Genomic DNA, 17,741 nt, shown 5'->3' on the forward strand with positions numbered 1-17,741 from the left:
AATTTAATCGTACATCGTCGAAAACCGATTGATAGGATTAAAAATTATCACGAAGCTTCTTTATTACAAAGTTTAAAGTGACCAGTTCATTTAACAGTTAGGTCATTAAGCATTCGTGACAGTGTGTCGCTAATAATCGCTTTGGTATTAATCTAAAATACTTTGTGTCAGGTTTTTGAATTGACGAATGCACTCTCGATTTATGCGATAGCACATTTTTGGTGGTATCGACTCAGCAGTAATAAACCCTGCCAGTTTTAAAATACGTAAATGCTCAGAAACGGTTGATTGTGCCAAGCCTAATTCTGATACTAAATCGCTGTTTAGGCAGCCTCCTGCTTTTTCTAGTGCAGATAGAATATGTAAAATTCGCACACGTGCAGGATGTGAAAGGGCTTTTGCTAATAGTGCAAATTCTTTCTCTTTTTGAAGATCTTGCTCTGTTGAGCTAAAAGTACAAACATCATTTACGTTACAAGTCATCGTTATTATCTTACCTTTTTTACAGCTACGAAGGTTAATCGTCGAATTGCGATTAACTATAGGCGGAGTTAAGAAAGAGATCAAGCCCTGAATTCCACTTATGGAAAATAAACAATAAGTAAAGGCAGCAAAAAAGAGTGAAGTGCATCAAAAAATCAAATCAATGGGCGATAAATATTCACAAGTTTTCTACGTTATGACCGATATAATATATAGACGGTTAATTATTCATCAAAGGACAGGGTAATGATAAGTGGCGTTTCTTCATATCAAAATGCAATGACATACAGTAAAGCAGTGCCTTCTACTGTAATGACAGCTAGTCCAAGTGTGAAGGTCTCTTCAATGGGAACGGCAGTAACAGTGAGTGATAACCAAGTCAGCTTATCAAGTGAAGGGAAAGCTTTATTGTATGCGCTTCAAGATATTGAAAAAGAAAGCCAGATAAACCGTAATTTAACCAAAGATGTCAGTGATGACGTCGAATCTTTTGCTCATGGCGCTTTAGGAATGGATCATCCGGATAAAATCGAAGAAGAAAATGATTCCTCTTATTCTGCTGGGCAATACTTGTCAGCAGCATTAACCGTAGGTGGGGTGTTATTGGCTCTAGTTTGATAATCTATTCTCGTTATTGTGTATTCTTATCTAAACTTAGGTTATCGTTAAGAAAATACAATAATAGGTATGATTATGTTGGCTCGATTAGGAATAGCAATACAGGCGTTATTAGCGATCTCAATTTTTTATTTGGGCTATACCATTTACGCGTTTACTAACTCAGTAAATACCGTAGTTGAGAAATATCCAGAATTAATGACTGAGGTGAATAAAACGGCTGATAAATTGGAAATTGATCAGTGGTTATTATTAGCTCAGCACATTGATGATCTCACCCCTCAAATATTAACCTTAGTCAGTGAAGTGAAAGATACGGTAAAGGATGTAAATCAGACCGTTGCTTCTGTTGATAATAAAATCCCGCTTATCCTTAATGAAGTTAAGGCTATTCGCACAGAATCGTTACCTGAAGTGTTCACAGTCATGAATGCCGTTAATAAAGAAACTGTGCCTAATACACTGGTTGAGTTGAAACATTATCGCGAACAGGTTTTCCCTAAAGCCTTTGTAGAAAGTAAAGGTTATCGAATAACAACGATTCCTGCTGTGATTAAAGAATCGGAGAGATTGCGTAAAGAAGTTCCTCCAATCATGGTAAAAGCCGATCAAATTATCGATAAAACGGAAGAGTTATCTCAACAAGCTACCCAAGGTGCTGTGAAAGGAGTAATAATGTCGCCGTTTAATCTATTGAGAGAAGCGGGAACGGAGATTCAATCTAAAGTTCAGAAATAACCACTACTTTTATCAAATTGCTTCTAAGGTGTTCGCCATAGCATTTTAAAAAATTGAATGTTTGTAGATGCCATTAAGGTGTAGGGGCAGTTTGCAATAATACTCGGCCATTCGTTATTGGTCGCTATATGAAATTGCTCGAATATAAAACAGAAAGGTCCATTATTACACTTTCTTACGAACCAGGAACTTTTCTATATAATTCGACATACCTTCATATTACCTTTTTGCTGTTAGATAATAATAAGAAACATAGCTCTAAAATTGGAATGGATATTCTTGATTTCATTGATTCAGTTTGGGTTGAAAGGTATGAGCGTTTGATATTAGATAATTGACCAATCTATAACAAGGAGCTTCGCATCTTATCCTGAATAGTGAGTAAGCCACATTTAGCACTTATATTTATGATTTTATACGACCTAAATTAGGCAAGCTTAAAATAAATAACCTAAGCTTATTATTATTGTTAAACCATAAGGGTTTTAAATATGAATAAGTGGATTGTCGTTTATTTTGCTTTTTTATTTAGTGGTTTTCTTTCTGCTGAAGAATCAAATCAGTTTGAAATTGGAAAACAAAAAGCCAAAGTATGTATGACTTGTCATGGTGCTGATGGTATTGCATTGATTGATCCCTATCCAAACCTACGAGGCCAGCGTGCTTCTTACCTTGTGTCTGCACTAAAAGATTATAAATCCCGCGAGAGAACGAGTGGGTTAGCCATTCTAATGCAGCAACAAGCAGATACTTTATCCAATCAAGATATGAAAGATATTGCCTACTATTACTCGATGTTAGGTTCTGAGTCTCAAGATAAAATGGAGTAAAGGCGATGACAGATATCAGGGATTACGATACAAAAGTTGTACGCTATTTTATTATTGCCGCGGTTATTTGGGCGGTTATTGGCATGAGCGTTGGCGTCATACTCGCCGCCCAGCTTTATTGGCCATCACTCAATTTTGATTCACAATATTTTCAGTTTGGACGGTTGAGACCACTGCATACCTCGGGTGTTATTTTTGGTTTCGTCGTCAATATATTAATGGGGACCTCGCTGTATATTGTTCAACGAACAAGTAAAATTGAGTTATTTAATAAAAGCCTGTCTTGGATGGTGTTCTGGGGATGGCAGTTTATTTTAATTCTCGCCTTGATAACCCTCCCATTAGGATACACAACCACCAAAGAATACGCCGAATTAGAATGGCCAATCGATATATTAATCGCCTTAGTTTGGGTGCTTTATGCGGTCTTGTTCTTCGGTACTATTGCGAAACGAACCGTCAGCCATATCTTTGTTGCCAATTGGTTTTTCGGGGCATTTATTCTCGTTATCGCGATGATTTTCATTATTAATAATTTGGCATTACCCGTGTCGATGTGGAAATCTTATTCTGTTTATGCAGGTGCGCAAGATGCCATTGTTCAGTGGTGGTGGGGTCACAATGCAGTAGGTTTCTTGTTAACAGCGGGCATTATTGCCATGAACTACTACTTCATTCCTAAAGTATCAGAACGTCCTATTTATTCCTACCGTTTATCTATCATTCATTTTTGGGGGTTAGTGGGCTTTTATACATGGGCGGGAACGCATCATCTGATCTATTCCTCAGTACCAGAGTGGGTGCAAAATATTGGTATCGTGATGTCGCTGATTTTGTGGATCCCATCATGGGCAGGTGCATTTAATAGTGCAATGACGCTGCTCTCTAACAAAAGCAAACTGAAAAAAGACTACATTATGTTGTTCTTCTTCTCGGCCATTCTTTATTACTGTCTCGCCACGTTTGAGGGACCATTACTGGCGATCCGTTGGTTTAATATGGTCGCTCATAATACCGAATGGATCATTGGTCATGTGCATTCTGCGGCCTTAGGTTGGGTTGGTATGTCTGCCATTGCTGTATTTTATTACTTTATTCCTCGTTTATGGGGAAAAGAAGAGCTGTGGTCACTCCGTTTATTAAAATGGCATTTCTGGTTCGCTCATATTGGCGTTGCTCTTTATGCTATCGCCCTTTGGGTTGCAGGGATTGGTGAAGGCTATATGTGGCTTACCCAGCTTGATAATGGTTCACTTGCTTATAGTTTTGTGGAAGCGATGGACTTTAAAGCGCCATGGTTGTTTGTTCGATTCCTTGGTGGTGTGTTCTTTGTGGTCGGTTTATTGATGATGGTCTTTAATTTGTATAAAACGGTTACCTCAAATTCGATTCCCACAACAGCAATGGAGGGTAAATCATGATCTTAAGTAAAGATTTTACCCAATCGGTGTTCATTTTAATTCTTTCAACGGTTATTGTTGCCTCTTTTTCGTTGTTAGTTTGGGTCGTTCCTAATGTGTTTATGGCCTCGGATTTGAAGAAAATATCCTTGGCTAAACCACTGACGGCGATTGAACTTGCAGGACGAGATATTTATATCAGCGAAGGGTGTCATGTTTGTCATACTCAAATGGTGCGTCCGTTAGAAGCAGAAATACTGCGTAATGGCCGTGCCAATAAAGAAGCCGATGATATTTATGAGTTTCCAAATTTATGGGGTTCAAAACGTACCGGTCCTGATTTGACGAACATGGGGCGTAAGTATTCAGATCAATGGCATGTGATTCATTTAATGGACCCTCGTAATGTGGTGCCAACCTCTATCATGCCAAGCTATCCATGGTTGTTTGAACAAACGCTCGATGGAGAGGCCATTTCCGACAAAATGCGAGCGTTACGTAAGCTTGGTGTACCTTATACGGATGCAGACATTGATGGAGCTCGACTTCAAGTCATTGGGAAAACTCAAGGTGAAGCGTTAATCCGTTACTTGCAGAGCTTGGGTGTTGATACCATGCAAGATCAGGGAGAATAATTATGACTGGATTTTGGAACGTATGGGTCATTAGTCTTACTGTTATCTTCTTAGCGCTAATGGTCTATGTGGTGATTAAATATTGGCGAACCAATCACCTTGCCGATAAAGACAAAACTATTGATTCATTTGATGATATTGATGAGAACGACGGACCACCGCCACGCATTATGTTTGTGGGCTACTTTGTCGCCTTCGCTTGCTCTTTGGTTTTCCTCGTTTTATATCCGGGGCTAGGTAACTGGCAAGGACTGTTAGGGTGGCAGCAAAGTGATGATACGGTTCAGGATCACAATAAGTCTTTGGATGAACAAATAGCTCAATTAGGTGAGGCCGATTTAACGGTACTCGCTGCCGAGCCTAATATTGTGGCTTCTGGCAAAGGGCTATTTCAAACCCATTGCGCAGCTTGTCATCGTGCTAATGGGCAAGGTCAAAAGCATTTCCCTAATTTAATTGATAATGTGTGGTTATATGGTGGCTCTGATGATGCCATTTTGCATTCGATTCAAAAGGGACGTTATGGAGCAATGGCTGGGTGGATAAATATTCTTCCTAAAGAGGATATTCAAAACATCTCTTATTATCTGGCTTCTTTACAGCAGCGCCCACTTAATGCCCCTTCATTAAAGATAGATCTTGGTAAAACAGCCTTTATGAAAAGTTGCATTGCGTGTCATGGGGTAGATGCAAAAGGAAACCAAGCGATTGGGGCACCAAATCTATCTGATAATGTGTGGTTGCATGGAGGAAGCATTGAAGAAATACAGCACACCATTAATTATGGTTTGAATAACATCATGCCTGCGTTTGAAGAGCAACTCAGTGATAACGATATCCTAGCGTTAGGGGCGTTTATTACCTCTCAGCGCCTGGCTTATGATGAAAAAATGGCCGCTATTCCACAAGAGGAATTAACACAAGGCGAATACCTTGCTTATGCAGGGGATTGTGTTGCTTGTCATAGTGCAGAAGGAGGAGAACCATTTGCGGGTGGGCTGCCTTTTGTTACACCATTTGGAACTGTGTATTCAACCAATATTACGCCTCATTACACAGAAGGGATTGGTGATTACAGTTATGAAGAATTCAAAGCGGCCCTTTATGATGGTAAAGGAAAACATGGCTACCTGTACCCTGCAATGCCTTATACGTCTTATCAATATGTGACAGAAGAAGATGTAAAAATACTGTGGGATTATTTGCAATCAATACCTGCGGTTTCACGTCGTAATGATGACAATAGCATGATGTTTCCGTCAAATATTCGATTAGGGTTGTTAGGTTGGAATATCGTATTTATGGACAGGGACCCTCTTGATTTAACCAGCAACATACCAGAAGGCTCCACAAAAGAAGAGGCGGATATTTGGGCTCGTGGTAAATATTTAGTCGCGGGGCTTGGGCATTGTTCGGAGTGTCATACGCCACGTAATATTGCTCAGGCATTAGAAACGGATAAGATCTTCCAAGGTAATATTATTGATGGTTGGAATGCGCCAGATATTTCATCTCGTGAGTTATATCAAGACCGCTGGGATATTAAATCACTGACTGATTTCTTACATACAGGGCATTCAGATAAGGGTTCTGCTTTTGGTGGTATGGCTGATGTGATTAAGAACAGCACAAGCTTTATGACGCGTGAAGATGTAGAAGCAATGGCGACGTATCTATTGGTGGGGGATGAAAATAATACCATTCCGCCAAATACGAAGCAGTTGCAACCGACAGGATTCACAGAAGAAGCCAAACAATCTGATATGTATTCTTTATTTGTATCAACCTGTGGCGCATGCCATGGTGAAGACGGTAAAGGGCGAGATCCTATTGCTCCGACGTTGTTAAATAACGGTATTATCATGCACCGAGACCCATACAATGCCATTGCGGTGGTCATTCGAGGGTTAGAACCAAGCTACCTTAATGAAGAAAGAAATTTTATGCCAATGGTGAGCTTCCAAAATATATTAACGGATGCACAGTTGTCTGAATTGATTTCGTTTATTCGAGATTACCTTGGAGACCGAACTGAGGTGGTGACGACAGAAGAGGTAAAAACGGTACGAGAGAAACTTCAACAAGCAGGTTATGCTGGGAATTTCCATACTACGCCTGACATGTACGATAAACGAGACCGTAATATTAATGTCGATTAATTAAGATTTGTTAACATAAACGCTGATGTAATAAAAAGCCGATCATATGATCGGCTTTAGTTATATAAATTTATAGCTTACCAACGGTAGCCCAGATTGCAGATAGGGTGTCTTGACCAAAGGCGATGCTTCGCTCTGGAGACCAACCATACAGTTCATCAGCGTGGCTAATGTGATCTTTAAATGGCATCTCAACAGTATAAGACAGACATTTGAATTGTTCACCAACCCAGTTAGAACCCACGGTTAAGTTTGCAGTACCTGGCTCATCTTTGTCGTAGCCAATCTCGTCTTGAAACTCAGGAGTAATCGTTAGTAGCGCTTGTTTAAAGGTATTCTCTAACTCAGCAATACGCTCATTGTAAGAAGGAAGGCCTTCACTGCCTGCAACGAAGTTGTATGGAATAGCCTCATCGCCGTGAATGTCTAAGAACATATCAACGCCGGTTGCTAGCATACGCTCACGGACAAGGAATACTTCCGGTGACCTTTCCATTGATGGTGTTTGCCATTCACGGTTTAAGTTCACGCCAATCGCATTGGTACGTAAGTGACCACGGATACTGCCATCAGGGTTCATGTTAGGGACAATATGGAAAACAGCTGTATCAAGTAGGGCACGGCCAACCGTGTCGGTTTCATCTAATAGGCGTGATAATAAGCCTTCAATGAACCATTCCGCCATTGTCTCACCCGGATGCTGACGACCAGTGATCCAGATGTTTTTCTTACCTTCGGCAGGCTCACCAATCGTTAGAATACTGATGTCATTGTTATCTAATGTCACACCAAGCGTTTCTAACTGGCAGCTGTGGTGCGTTTGTGCACCGTGAAGTAGGTCTTGGTGACGGTCATACGAGTAAGGTGCAAAGTAAGCGAAATACATTGAACGGTACTCTGGCATTACATTAAAGCTAAGCGTATCGCCATCAAATTCAGCTGGAATACGGAACCACTCTTCACGGTCATAAGAAGCAACCACATCGTAATCTTGCCAGCCTTCAGGATAAGCAGATTTAGCCAACCCTAAAATTTTAAATGAATGCTGCTGTTGAGGCTGGCTTTCTAAACGAAAGTGAAACCATTGAGAGATCTCAGTTTGGTTATCGGCAGGAATAGTCAGCTGAATATCATTAGGCGTATTCGCTGCAACGACATGGATGTTACCACTTTCAAAATTACTGAATATTTTCATTTATATACTACTCAAATTATAAATATTGTGATCATTAGTCTACGCCTAGTTTAGCGCTTCATTCAATACTTTAGTTAAACGACCTACGGCTTCAACCAACTCTTCAGTATTTGCATTAGTAAAGTTTAGACGTAGTGCTGAGGGTGCGCCTTCTGGTTTTGGATAAAATACAGGGCTTGGTACCACTGCTACACCGTTAGCAATTAATGTTTTAGCCAGAGCGAAAGTGTCGCAATCTGGTAGAGATAACCAAATGAACATGCCGCCATCAACAGGATTAAGCACACAATTTTTAGGTAATTGTTTCTGAAGTTCCGCAAATAGCACTTCATAGCGAGTTTTATACAGTGCTTGAATTTGTTCCATGTGCAGACCAAAATCAGCGTGTTTTAATAAACCAACCAGTAGAGCTTGCATTGGTACGCTTGAATGTAAATCAGCGCCTTGTTTTACTTTAATCAGAGGTTCTAAATAGCTTTTCTTGCCAGTTACTGCGCCAATACGTAAACCCGGAGAGGCAATTTTTGAGAATGAACGCAGCACGATAGAATCGTCAGGGCAAAAAGTTGAAACCATTGGCAGCGCTTCGCCGGTAAAGCGTAGTTCACGATATGGCGCATCTTCAATGAAAGCGACTTTGTATTTAATGCACAATTCAGCCACTTTTTTGCGTGTTTCTAATGACCAACATACACCCGTTGGGTTGTGGAAATCAGGCACGGCATAGAACATTTTTGGTGAGTCTTGAATAAAGCATTGCTCTAGCTCTTCAAGGTTAGGACCAAAATCTGTTTGAGATACGGTTGCAATATTTGCTTGAACCAAACCAAATACTTGCATAGCACCAAGGTAGCTCGGCGCTTCCATTACTACGGTATCATTTGGGTTAATGTAAGCTCGCGCAATAAGATCTAATCCTTGCTGAGAGCCAGTACAGATCATTGGCATATGCGTTTCTGGTAATTGGTACATTTCTGTCAGTAGTTCTAACAGAGGGCCATAACCTGCAGTCGCACCGTATTGAAAGACTTCTGGCATATCAGACAGGCTTTCTAATGTTGGCTTCATTAAATCAATTGGGAACGTTTTCTCATCAGGTAATCCACCTGCGAGAGAGATAACATTCTTGTCCGTTGCTGCCGCTAAGATCTCTCTGATATAAGAAGATTGGATCTGTTGCAGTGAGTGAGCTATTTCCATATGTGTTCCCATCATTATCTTATTTATTTTATCCTTTGATAGTACAAGGCGTTGCACAACTATGTTTGTCCGTTTATGCTTATAAATATGTCCATTTATGCTATTTTGAGTTTATGACCCAACAACATATATCAAGAATCAATGATGTTCTGTTTTATATACATAAAGACATCAGCAAAGAGCTTACGGCAAAAGAGCTTTCTGAGGTAGCGGCGTATTCAGAGCAGCATTTTCATCGCATCTTTAAACAAGTGGTCGGAGAGTCTATTCATCAGTATATTCGTCGAACTCGCATGGAATATGCAGCGAATCAGCTTATGTTTGATACTAAATCGACCGTTTTAGACATTGCCAATACCTGTGGGTTTAGTTCGCTCTCTTCTTTTAGTCGTGCATTTAAGTCGACTTTTGATATGTCTCCGGGGGAATGGCGCAAGCATGATTTACAGATATCAGATAAACCGTATTTGAAAGATCCTGAAATTGCAGAGGGGTATTTAAGTGTGGCTGATAGAGTGTTACCTCAACCAAAAATCACAGAAGTTTCAGAACTGCTGGCGGCTTATGTGAGACACGATGGCTATAACCGCTCTATTCGTAATGCGTGGCTGGTATTAAAAGCGTGGGCAGATACAGAGAATCGAGATTTCTCTACTCAGTTTGGCTTACACCATTCAAATCCTGCATGGGTTGAGCTTAATAAGTGTCGTTATGTAGCGTGTATTGCGATTGATAAACCATTGAAATATCGTGGTGTGGTAAATCAAATGGTGATCCCTGGTGGGTTACATGCGGTGTTTCGGTTACATGGTGTATATGGGCAACTACTGCCACAAATCAGTACAGTATTAGAGAAATGGTTGCCGGCGTCAGGCTTTAAATTAAGATCGACACCAGCGTATGTACGTTACCACAAAAATCATTTTTTGAATGAATCTGAAGAATTTGAATTGGATTTTTATTTGCCAATTAGCTTTTATTAGCAAGGTTCGGTTTATTTGTCTTTTTCATTTTTATGTTAGCAACCATGATAGAGATAATGACCAATATCAATGCGCACTTTTGACCGCTAGAAATAGGCTCATGATAAACCCATATAGCTAAAGCAAGATGCAACGTTGGCTCAATATATTGGAGTAAGCTTATCTTGCTTAATGGTGTTTTGAGAATGGAAATACTCAATAATAAAATAGGGATAAGTTGCAATGGTGCAGCTCCCATTAAGGTCGCCCAGTTAAGTGCAGAAAGGCCATCAGAGTGAGTCATGATGTACCACAAAGCGATAGGTGCAAAAAGAATGTGCTCAAAGAAAACAGCACCAAAGGTATTTAATTTAATCAGTTTTTTGATGGCAATATAGCTCGCAAATGAGAGTGAAATAGCCAAACTTAACACAGGCAATTGTTGGTCTAAATACACATAACTCACAATGGCTAATACCATCAGAAATAGGGCTACTTTTTGTGGTGATTTTAGCTCTTCTTTAAAAAAGACAAAACCCATAAAAAACACAAAAACAGGCGTAATATAAAAGGCTAATGACGCTGCCATGATGTTATTGGTGATGGTTGCGTATACAAATCCTAACCACGATAAATTCATCATGATCCCTGCCATAAACGCAATAGAGATATTTCTAGCCGTACATTGTTTTTTGTTTATTAAGTTGGGCTTAAAGCAAAAAACAGCAATTAGAATCACCGCCGACCAAAAGATACGATTAGATAAAATTAATGCAGGGCTGAAGCCTTCCAGTTGATGGAAGTAAACAGGAACTAATCCCCATATAATAAAAGCCAAAGCCCCAAAAAATGTATACATAACGAACCTTTTAATAATCTACATCAACACGACAGTAGTGCGCTATCTGAATGGTGTCGATTCTATGCCCTTCTTTGATATTTTGCTATTAAGTAATGCATCCCATATGATGAAAGTAATTATTTAAAAGGAATTAAATTATGTCAGAGGAAAAAGCGATACTTTATTACGTTTACGACCCAATGTGCTCATGGTGTTGGGGCTATAAACCAGTATGGGATAAGGTTAAACAAGCCGTTTCTAGCGACGTCGATATTGTCTATGTTCTTGGTGGGTTAGCACCTGACTCCGAAGAGCCTATGTCGCAAGAGATGCAGACCCAAATCGCATCATATTGGCAAAAAATAGAAAACTACTTAGGTACTTCTTTTAATCATGACTTTTGGGAGAAGAATACCCCTCGTCGTTCAACATATCCTTCTTGCCGTGCCATTCTTGCTGCACGATCTCAAGGTGCTGAATTAGCAATGCTTGAGGCAATCCAAACCGCTTATTATTTAGACGCTAAGAATCCAAGTGATAATGACGTATTGCTCGACTGTGCTAGAAATATTGGCTTAGATATGACTCGCTTCGAGTTAGACTTATTATCTCCAGAGACAAACCAAGCATTGTTAGATGAAATTACATTTTCTCGATCAATTGGTCGAAGTGGTTTTCCTTCTTTATTTTTTAAAACAGAAGATGAGCTAATTGAGTTTCCAATTGATTATGAAAAATCAGAAGGAACCGTAGCATTATTAAAAAGTCGTCTATATTAATAGATAACAAGGTAGCGATGTACTTAACTTTCTAAATGGATAAGGAATGACGATGGCAATTGAATACACACCACCGAAAATTTGGGTTAATGACACTGATGGCGGTAATAAATGGGCGAATATCAATAGCCCAGAATCAGGTGCAAGGCATGAGAAAAAGCTTCCGGTAGGCGAGCATTCTTTACAGCTTTATTCTTTAGCGACGCCTAATGGTCAAAAAGTAACGATTCTATTAGAAGAGTTATTAGCACTAGGCATTAAAGAGGCTGAATACGATGCCTACTTAATCAATATTGGTGAGAGTGACCAATTCTCATCAGGCTTTGTGGATGTGAATCCAAATTCAAAAATCCCTGCGCTAGTTGATCATTCTGTTGATCCTGAAGTTCATGTTTTTGAATCGGCTTCTATCTTGGTTCATTTGGCTGAGAAATTTGGTCAGTTTTTACCAAAAGAAGGCAGTGCAAGAACCCAAACCTTTAATTGGCTATTTTGGGCTCAAGGCTCTGCACCATTCTTAGGTGGTGGTTTTGGTCATTTCTATGCGTATGCTGATGAAAAACAAGAATACCCAATTAACCGCTTTTCAATGGAAGCAAAACGCCAGTTAGACGTACTTGATAAGCAACTTGCTAAAAATACTTATGTTGCAGGTGAAGAGTACAGCATTGCTGATATGGCGATTTGGCCATGGTATGGCAACCTAGTATTAGGTAACTTGTATGATGCTGCGGAGTTTTTACAAGTAGACTCTTACACCAACGTAGTGCGCTGGGCAAAAATGCTTGAAGCTAGAGAAGCAGTACAACGCGGTAAAATTGTCAATCGTGGGTGGGGCGAAGAGTGGGAGCAAGTGCCAGAGCGTCATAGTGCCGCGGATATTGATGAAGTATTAAAGAAAAAACCGAAGTAAATTTCGTTGTTATTTTTTATATACCAAAGGCGACAGTATAATACTGTCGCCTTTTTCATTCGCATGTTCTGAACAATAACTTACATCTCAAACAAGAAGTAATAACCATAGCCAACTACAAAGGCAGGAACTGCTGAGTAGAAGGTCGCAACCATTGCCGCTTTTGGTGCTAAAGCAATTGCCGGGAATAGCGCGTCACCATCATTTGAAATTGCATTTGAAAGCTGTGCTGACATTGGCATCGCACCGGATAAATATAGGCTCGTCACTAAAATCTGAGGACCACAACCCGGAAGTAAACCAATCGCCAAGCCAATCAGTGGCATCCACATTCCATAGCCTAAGAAGACCGTTTGTAAATTGATGCCTGAGAAGTAGGTGGTTAGTTCAAAAATTAAGAAAGCGACAATTACCCAAGCAGAGATAAAGTTAGTGTCTTGCGCAGCCTTTTGTATTGGGTGCGAACTTACACACTTATTATCTTCTGAAACCGTTGATTGATAATCACTGATCTCTTTGGTTAACGACCATAACATCATGCTGCCAATCGCTAATATTGCGCCAATCCATTCAATGCTGTGTTGTGGTAAATGAAACAGTTGATTGATATCCACTTGGAACGAACCGAGTAGGGCAATCACTGTTGCAGGAATTAATACCCATTTCCAAAATACACCCTGTAAGTTGATCGCCTTTACTTGTAAACATGATGTGTTTTGTTCTGAATTTTCAGATTTTTGATCTTGTTGTTTATCTTGAGTCTCAGGGCGTAAAAAATCGTCTTTATGTAATGCATTTACAACAATGCCTGAGATGGCACCAACCACAACGCCTAATGCCATTACGCCAAATCCCACTTTAGGTTGTGCGGCAATTAATAAGAACGCCGCATCACCCATGGTAGCCGTTAATACTGCAACGACTGAGCCAAAACCAACTTTACCGCTAATGTATTGAGTGGTAACGACAATGGCACCACCACAACCAGGCAGAGCACCGAGTAAAGATGAAAACACCACTTGGTTGGTACGAGATTTATTATAAAGCGCAGTAATACGATTAGTTTTACCCATTATATTAGATAGGTAATGGTAAATAACCAATGTGAAAGCTACGTAGGTAGATACCGCCCAAAAAGCATCAGATAAGGTTGTGACGGTGATTTCTCTTGTCGTTTCTGCCCCGACTAAGGCCAATAAAGTGATAGGCAATAATAGACGCTTGTGTTGCAGTGAAAACTGCGAAAGCGAGAGTGATTGTGAAAATGAATGAGTAGTCATCATAATAATAAAGCCATCAGTAAATGCGAATGATTATCAGTATATGCAAATGAGAATTATTATCAACTATCATTTTAATAGTTTTTCCCGATGGATAAGGTATTTTTGTATACATAAAATAATTAGAATAAAAATCTGCATAGTTATTTGATAACAGAGAATAGTTAATTAAAAGTCACTAAATGTTAAATAAAAGTTGTGATTGTGCGCTTGTTTGGTGAGATCAAATGCTGCTGACTGAGTTTAATTTGCTACTATCAGGCCAATAAATAGATTAAGCCAAAGTGCTTAGTTAGCTGATAAGAGAACGGTTATGAGGGAACATATGAAAGCAGTTGAAGCGAATTTTGATGGCCTTGTTGGGCCAACGCATAACTACAGCGGTTTATCGGTAGGGAACATCGCCTCTAAAAATAATAAATCCGGCGCATCGAACCCAAAACAAGCAGTAAAGCAAGGCCTAGAAAAAATGAAGGCTCTGCATGATATGGGCTTTACTCAAGGGGTGTTAGCGCCACAAGAGCGTCCAGACATTCATACTCTGCGTCGTTTAGGCTTTTCTGGCTCAGACGCTGAAGTGTTACAAAAATCTCATCAATATTCACCACAACTGCTCGCTGCGTGTAGCTCTGCCTCAAGTATGTGGACAGCAAATGCAGGTACGGTTTCTCCAAGTGCAGATACCTCTGATGGCAAAGTCCATTTTACTCCTGCTAACTTAATTAATAAGTTTCACCGTTCAATTGAAGATGAAGTGACGGGTAATATCTTAAAAGCCACGTTTGCGGATGAAAAGCACTTTGCTCATCACGAAGCTTTGCCACACAGTGACTACTTTGGTGATGAAGGGGCGGCAAACCACACTCGTTTTTGTAATGAATATGGCGAACAAGGCGTTGAGTTCTTTGTCTTTGGTAAAAGTGCATTTGATGAGAGCTACCTTGCTCCGAAAAAATACCCTGCACGCCAGACATTAGAAGCCAGTGAAGCGATTGCACGAACGCATGGTTTACGCGATCAATTTACGGTATTTGCACAACAGAACCCTGATGTTATTGACCAAGGTGTCTTTCATAATGATGTTATTGCTGTGGGTAATAAGAATACCTTATTTTGTCATCAACAAGCATTTTTGAATCAAGAACAAGTGAAGTTAGATCTAAGTGCTTCTTATGGTTCTGGCTTTAATGTTATTGAGGTTCCAACAGATAAAGTGTCGGTGCAAGATGCAGTCGAAACTTACCTGTTTAACAGTCAGCTAATCACCAAGTCGGATGGGACTACCTTGATCATTCTTCCACAACATTGTCGTGAGAATCCAAGAGTATGGGCATATCTAAATGAGCTAGTAGAGCAAAAACGCGGTATTGATGAGTTGCATACCTTTGATTTAAAACAGAGTATGAAAAATGGTGGTGGGCCAGCGTGTTTACGTCTACGGGTTGTATTAAATGAAGCAGAGAAAAAAGCCGTCAATCAACATACCTTGATGAACGAACAGCTATTTACAACGTTAAATCTGTGGGCTGATAAGCATTATCGAGATCGTATTGAAGACAAAGATCTTGCGGATCCTCAATTGTTATTAGAATCACGAGCAGCGCTGGATGAGTTAACACAAATCATGCAGCTTGGTTCTGTGTATCCTTTCCAAAAATAAGTGATTAATGGCTTTACATCAGATTATGCTTAAGCGAATTAAGTCGTATGCTAAGTTTAAATTTGATTATAGAGCCATTTTTTATTCTTCGATTTAGTTATAGAGTAATATCAATCGTAGTAAATAACTGATCATCCTAACTGGTTTAAATACTCGATAACTGTGTTGAATTGTTCCAATGAATTGGCATAAACAGGGAGGATTCAGCAATGTCGTTGGTGATTTTAACTCGTGCTTGAATTTCATTGTTTACATTGTAAATCGTCGCTATATGGTCGTTTCGAGTTGATGTGCCTTTACTGTAAGCTAAGTGAGCGTTATCAAATTGGTCAAGCGATGTGATCTCACTAGGAGTATGGGGTCATTAGAAGGTGAACCTTACCTATCTTCATCGCTTTATAAGCATCACCGGATATATCGTTAACGACTTACTCTGTGCGTGTGATGGATCACTATGTACAAATATGTCTAACTCATTAAAGGACTCAATGATGACAGATAAATTTTCACTGTTTTCATTTTCAGGAAAGATGAAAGTACTGCATTTAAGCTGGATGGCTTTTTTTATTACATTCATGGTGTGGTTTAACTTTGCTCCTTTACTTAATGTCGTTAAAGAAACGCTTGGATTAAGCTCTGAGCAGATAAAAACTTTATTAATTCTTAACGTCGCTTTGACGATCCCTGCACGCGTTATTGTCGGAATGCTAACGGATAAATATGGACCAAGAATTGTCTATTCTGTCTTGCTTGCGGTCTGCTCTCTTCCTTGTTTTATGTTCGCTTTTTCTGATTCGTTTATGCAAGCAGCTATTGCTCGTTTTTTACTTGGGTTCATAGGAGCAGGCTTTGTCGTCGGTATTCGTTTAGTTTCAGAATGGTTTCCTCATCATGAGCTAGGTACTGCTGAAGGGATTTATGGGGGCTGGGGTAACTTTGGCTCTGCCGCCGCTGCATTTACATTGCCAACGGTTGCCCTATGGTTTGGTGGTGATGAGGGTTGGCGTTATGCAGTCGCGATCACCGGAGTCATGAGTTTACTGTTTGCTTTTGTATTTTATTCGAATGTTACTGATACACCAAAAGGCGCGACGTATTTTAAACCTACCCATTTAACGGCAATGGAAGTGACCTCTATCAGTGACTTCTATCTGCTTTTGATTATGAAAATACCAATGTATGCCGCATTAGCATTGTTGGCTTGGAAATTGTTACCATCGGGTATCGATATGCTTTCAAGCGTGATGGTTAATGCAATTTATATGGCGTTAATTGTGATTTATTTTTATGAAGTATCACAAGTTTGGAAGGTTAATAAAGCCATATTTACCAATAATGTTGCGCCACATCACCAATATAAATTTAAGCAAGTAGCGGTATTAAACGTTTTGTATTTTGCGACCTTTGGATCAGAGTTAGCAGTTGTATCTATGTTGCCATTGTTTTTTTTAGATACGTTTGAATTGACGCCTATTATGGCAGGAATGGTGGCCTCGGCGTATGCGTTTATGAACTTAATGTCACGTCCCGGAGGTGGATGGATATCGGATCGATTTGGTCGAAAACTGACATTAATGATCTTAACCGCAGGGTTGGCAGTAGGCTATTTTATCATGGGTCAAGTCGATAGTGAGTGGCCACTATGGCTTGCTGTGGTGGCAGCTATGGCGTGTTCTTTCTTTGTTCAAGCAGGTGAAGGCGCCGTATTTGCTACCGTTCCATTAATTAAACGTCGTATGACAGGGCAAATAGCGGGGATGACTGGGGCGTATGGCAATGTAGGTGCTGTAGTTTATCTAACCATACTTTCCTTTGTTGAGTACCAAACCTTTTTCTTGGTGATAGCAGCAACGGCAGTACTTGGCTTTGCAACATCACTGTTGATGGAAGAGCCAAAAGGGAAGATCACCGAAGTGAATGATGACGGCAGCATTACACTTATCGATGTCTCTCATTAAACTAAGCTTTGGGTAGCCATCTTTGAAAGTGGCTTTTCAATGGGTAATAGCAAGGAGGCGTGTTTCATGTCGCATCAAATAACCTCTCAG

16 protein-coding genes are annotated in these 17,741 nt (G+C 39.9%); 11 read left to right on the forward strand and 5 right to left on the reverse strand.

The features are described 5' to 3' along the window. Positions 1-147 precede the first annotated feature (147 nt). Positions 148-489, reverse strand: coding sequence for an ArsR/SmtB family transcription factor (locus AC2INI_RS17105; RefSeq protein WP_371413425.1), 342 nt, complete (start codon positions 487-489; stop codon positions 148-150). Positions 490-762: 273 nt separating this feature from the next. On the opposite strand from AC2INI_RS17105, the gene AC2INI_RS17110 reads away from it, so the two are divergent. The 6 genes from AC2INI_RS17110 (at position 763) to ccoP (ending at position 6,863) form a co-directional block, all read left to right on the forward strand. Beyond that, positions 763-1,101, forward strand: a complete 339-nt coding sequence (locus AC2INI_RS17110) for a hypothetical protein (RefSeq protein ID WP_486306461.1) — start codon at positions 763-765, stop codon at positions 1,099-1,101. Positions 1,102-1,176: 75 nt separating this feature from the next. Then, on the forward strand, positions 1,177-1,839 hold the full coding sequence (locus tag AC2INI_RS17115; protein WP_174213421.1) for a hypothetical protein: 663 nt from the start codon (positions 1,177-1,179) through the stop codon (positions 1,837-1,839). Between the two features lie 491 nt (positions 1,840-2,330). Then, positions 2,331-2,669: a c-type cytochrome gene (locus tag AC2INI_RS17120; protein WP_122032618.1), complete on the forward strand. Its 339-nt coding sequence runs from the start codon at positions 2,331-2,333 to the stop codon at positions 2,667-2,669. 5 nt (positions 2,670-2,674) lie between these two features. Beyond that, a complete protein-coding gene (gene ccoN / locus AC2INI_RS17125) occupies positions 2,675-4,090 on the forward strand; it encodes a cytochrome-c oxidase, cbb3-type subunit I (protein ID WP_486305814.1) in 1,416 nt (471 codons plus the stop codon). Then, entirely contained in the window at positions 4,090-4,704 is a 615-nt protein-coding gene (gene ccoO / locus AC2INI_RS17130) for a cytochrome-c oxidase, cbb3-type subunit II (protein WP_122032848.1), read from the forward strand. Before ccoN ends, ccoO begins: the two co-directional genes overlap by 1 nt. Before the next feature lie 2 nt (positions 4,705-4,706). Further along, entirely contained in the window at positions 4,707-6,863 is a 2,157-nt protein-coding gene (ccoP, locus tag AC2INI_RS17135; RefSeq protein WP_486305815.1) for a cytochrome-c oxidase, cbb3-type subunit III, read from the forward strand. Between the two features lie 70 nt (positions 6,864-6,933). On the opposite strand, the gene AC2INI_RS17140 is transcribed toward ccoP, so the two are convergent. Both AC2INI_RS17140 and AC2INI_RS17145 read right to left on the reverse strand, forming a co-directional pair. After that, entirely contained in the window at positions 6,934-8,058 is a 1,125-nt protein-coding gene (locus tag AC2INI_RS17140) for a M14 family metallopeptidase (RefSeq protein WP_486305816.1), read from the reverse strand. A gap of 45 nt (positions 8,059-8,103) precedes the next feature. Then, the gene (locus AC2INI_RS17145; RefSeq protein ID WP_486305817.1) at positions 8,104-9,258 is read right to left on the reverse strand and encodes an aminotransferase-like domain-containing protein; all 1,155 of its coding nucleotides are present in this window, start codon (positions 9,256-9,258) and stop codon (positions 8,104-8,106) included. 113 nt (positions 9,259-9,371) lie between these two features. Between AC2INI_RS17145 and AC2INI_RS17150 the strand changes: the two genes are divergently transcribed. Then, positions 9,372-10,241 carry an AraC family transcriptional regulator gene (locus AC2INI_RS17150; protein ID WP_486305818.1) on the forward strand — a complete coding sequence of 290 codons (870 nt, stop codon included), beginning with the start codon at positions 9,372-9,374 and terminating at the stop codon, positions 10,239-10,241. Here AC2INI_RS17150 and AC2INI_RS17155 read toward each other — a convergent pair. After that, a complete protein-coding gene (locus AC2INI_RS17155; protein ID WP_486305819.1) occupies positions 10,228-11,079 on the reverse strand; it encodes an EamA family transporter in 852 nt (283 codons plus the stop codon). The genes AC2INI_RS17150 and AC2INI_RS17155 overlap by 14 nt on opposite strands. A gap of 140 nt (positions 11,080-11,219) precedes the next feature. Here AC2INI_RS17155 and AC2INI_RS17160 point away from each other — a divergent pair, with 140 nt between their 5' ends. Both AC2INI_RS17160 and yghU read left to right on the forward strand, forming a co-directional pair. Beyond that, a complete protein-coding gene (locus AC2INI_RS17160; RefSeq protein ID WP_486305820.1) occupies positions 11,220-11,840 on the forward strand; it encodes a DsbA family protein in 621 nt (206 codons plus the stop codon). A 52-nt stretch (positions 11,841-11,892) separates the two neighbouring features. Further along, complete coding sequence (gene yghU, locus AC2INI_RS17165) at positions 11,893-12,753, forward strand: glutathione-dependent disulfide-bond oxidoreductase (RefSeq protein WP_122032625.1); 861 nt, start codon at positions 11,893-11,895, stop codon at positions 12,751-12,753. A gap of 80 nt (positions 12,754-12,833) precedes the next feature. On the opposite strand, the gene AC2INI_RS17170 is transcribed toward yghU, so the two are convergent. Further along, on the reverse strand, positions 12,834-14,036 hold the full coding sequence (locus AC2INI_RS17170; RefSeq protein ID WP_486305821.1) for a putative manganese transporter: 1,203 nt from the start codon (positions 14,034-14,036) through the stop codon (positions 12,834-12,836). 322 nt (positions 14,037-14,358) lie between these two features. Between AC2INI_RS17170 and astB the strand changes: the two genes are divergently transcribed. Beyond that, positions 14,359-15,693: an N-succinylarginine dihydrolase gene (gene astB, locus AC2INI_RS17175; protein ID WP_486305822.1), complete on the forward strand. Its 1,335-nt coding sequence runs from the start codon at positions 14,359-14,361 to the stop codon at positions 15,691-15,693. Between the two features lie 488 nt (positions 15,694-16,181). Next, positions 16,182-17,651 carry a NarK family nitrate/nitrite MFS transporter gene (locus tag AC2INI_RS17180; protein WP_486305823.1) on the forward strand — a complete coding sequence of 490 codons (1,470 nt, stop codon included), beginning with the start codon at positions 16,182-16,184 and terminating at the stop codon, positions 17,649-17,651. Positions 17,652-17,741: the final 90 nt, after the last annotated feature.

Source organism: Aliivibrio friggae, from assembly GCF_057368515.1.

Bases quoted from the DNA above. Each gene is read 5' to 3' on its own strand.
- AC2INI_RS17110 (WP_486306461.1), top strand. From the start codon at position 763: ATGACATACAGTAAAGCAGTGCCTTCTACTGTAATGACAGCTAGTCCA.
- AC2INI_RS17115 (WP_174213421.1), top strand. From the start codon at position 1,177: ATGTTGGCTCGATTAGGAATAGCAATACAGGCGTTATTAGCGATCTCA.
- AC2INI_RS17120 (WP_122032618.1), top strand. From the start codon at position 2,331: ATGAATAAGTGGATTGTCGTTTATTTTGCTTTTTTATTTAGTGGTTTT.
- ccoN (WP_486305814.1), top strand. From the start codon at position 2,675: ATGACAGATATCAGGGATTACGATACAAAAGTTGTACGCTATTTTATT.
- ccoP (WP_486305815.1), top strand. From the start codon at position 4,707: ATGACTGGATTTTGGAACGTATGGGTCATTAGTCTTACTGTTATCTTC.
- AC2INI_RS17140 (WP_486305816.1), bottom strand. From the start codon at position 8,058: ATGAAAATATTCAGTAATTTTGAAAGTGGTAACATCCATGTCGTTGCA.
- AC2INI_RS17145 (WP_486305817.1), bottom strand. From the start codon at position 9,258: ATGGAAATAGCTCACTCACTGCAACAGATCCAATCTTCTTATATCAGA.
- AC2INI_RS17150 (WP_486305818.1), top strand. From the start codon at position 9,372: ATGACCCAACAACATATATCAAGAATCAATGATGTTCTGTTTTATATA.
- AC2INI_RS17155 (WP_486305819.1), bottom strand. From the start codon at position 11,079: ATGTATACATTTTTTGGGGCTTTGGCTTTTATTATATGGGGATTAGTT.
- AC2INI_RS17160 (WP_486305820.1), top strand. From the start codon at position 11,220: ATGTCAGAGGAAAAAGCGATACTTTATTACGTTTACGACCCAATGTGC.
- yghU (WP_122032625.1), top strand. From the start codon at position 11,893: ATGGCAATTGAATACACACCACCGAAAATTTGGGTTAATGACACTGAT.
- AC2INI_RS17170 (WP_486305821.1), bottom strand. From the start codon at position 14,036: ATGATGACTACTCATTCATTTTCACAATCACTCTCGCTTTCGCAGTTT.
- astB (WP_486305822.1), top strand. From the start codon at position 14,359: ATGAAAGCAGTTGAAGCGAATTTTGATGGCCTTGTTGGGCCAACGCAT.
- AC2INI_RS17180 (WP_486305823.1), top strand. From the start codon at position 16,182: ATGATGACAGATAAATTTTCACTGTTTTCATTTTCAGGAAAGATGAAA.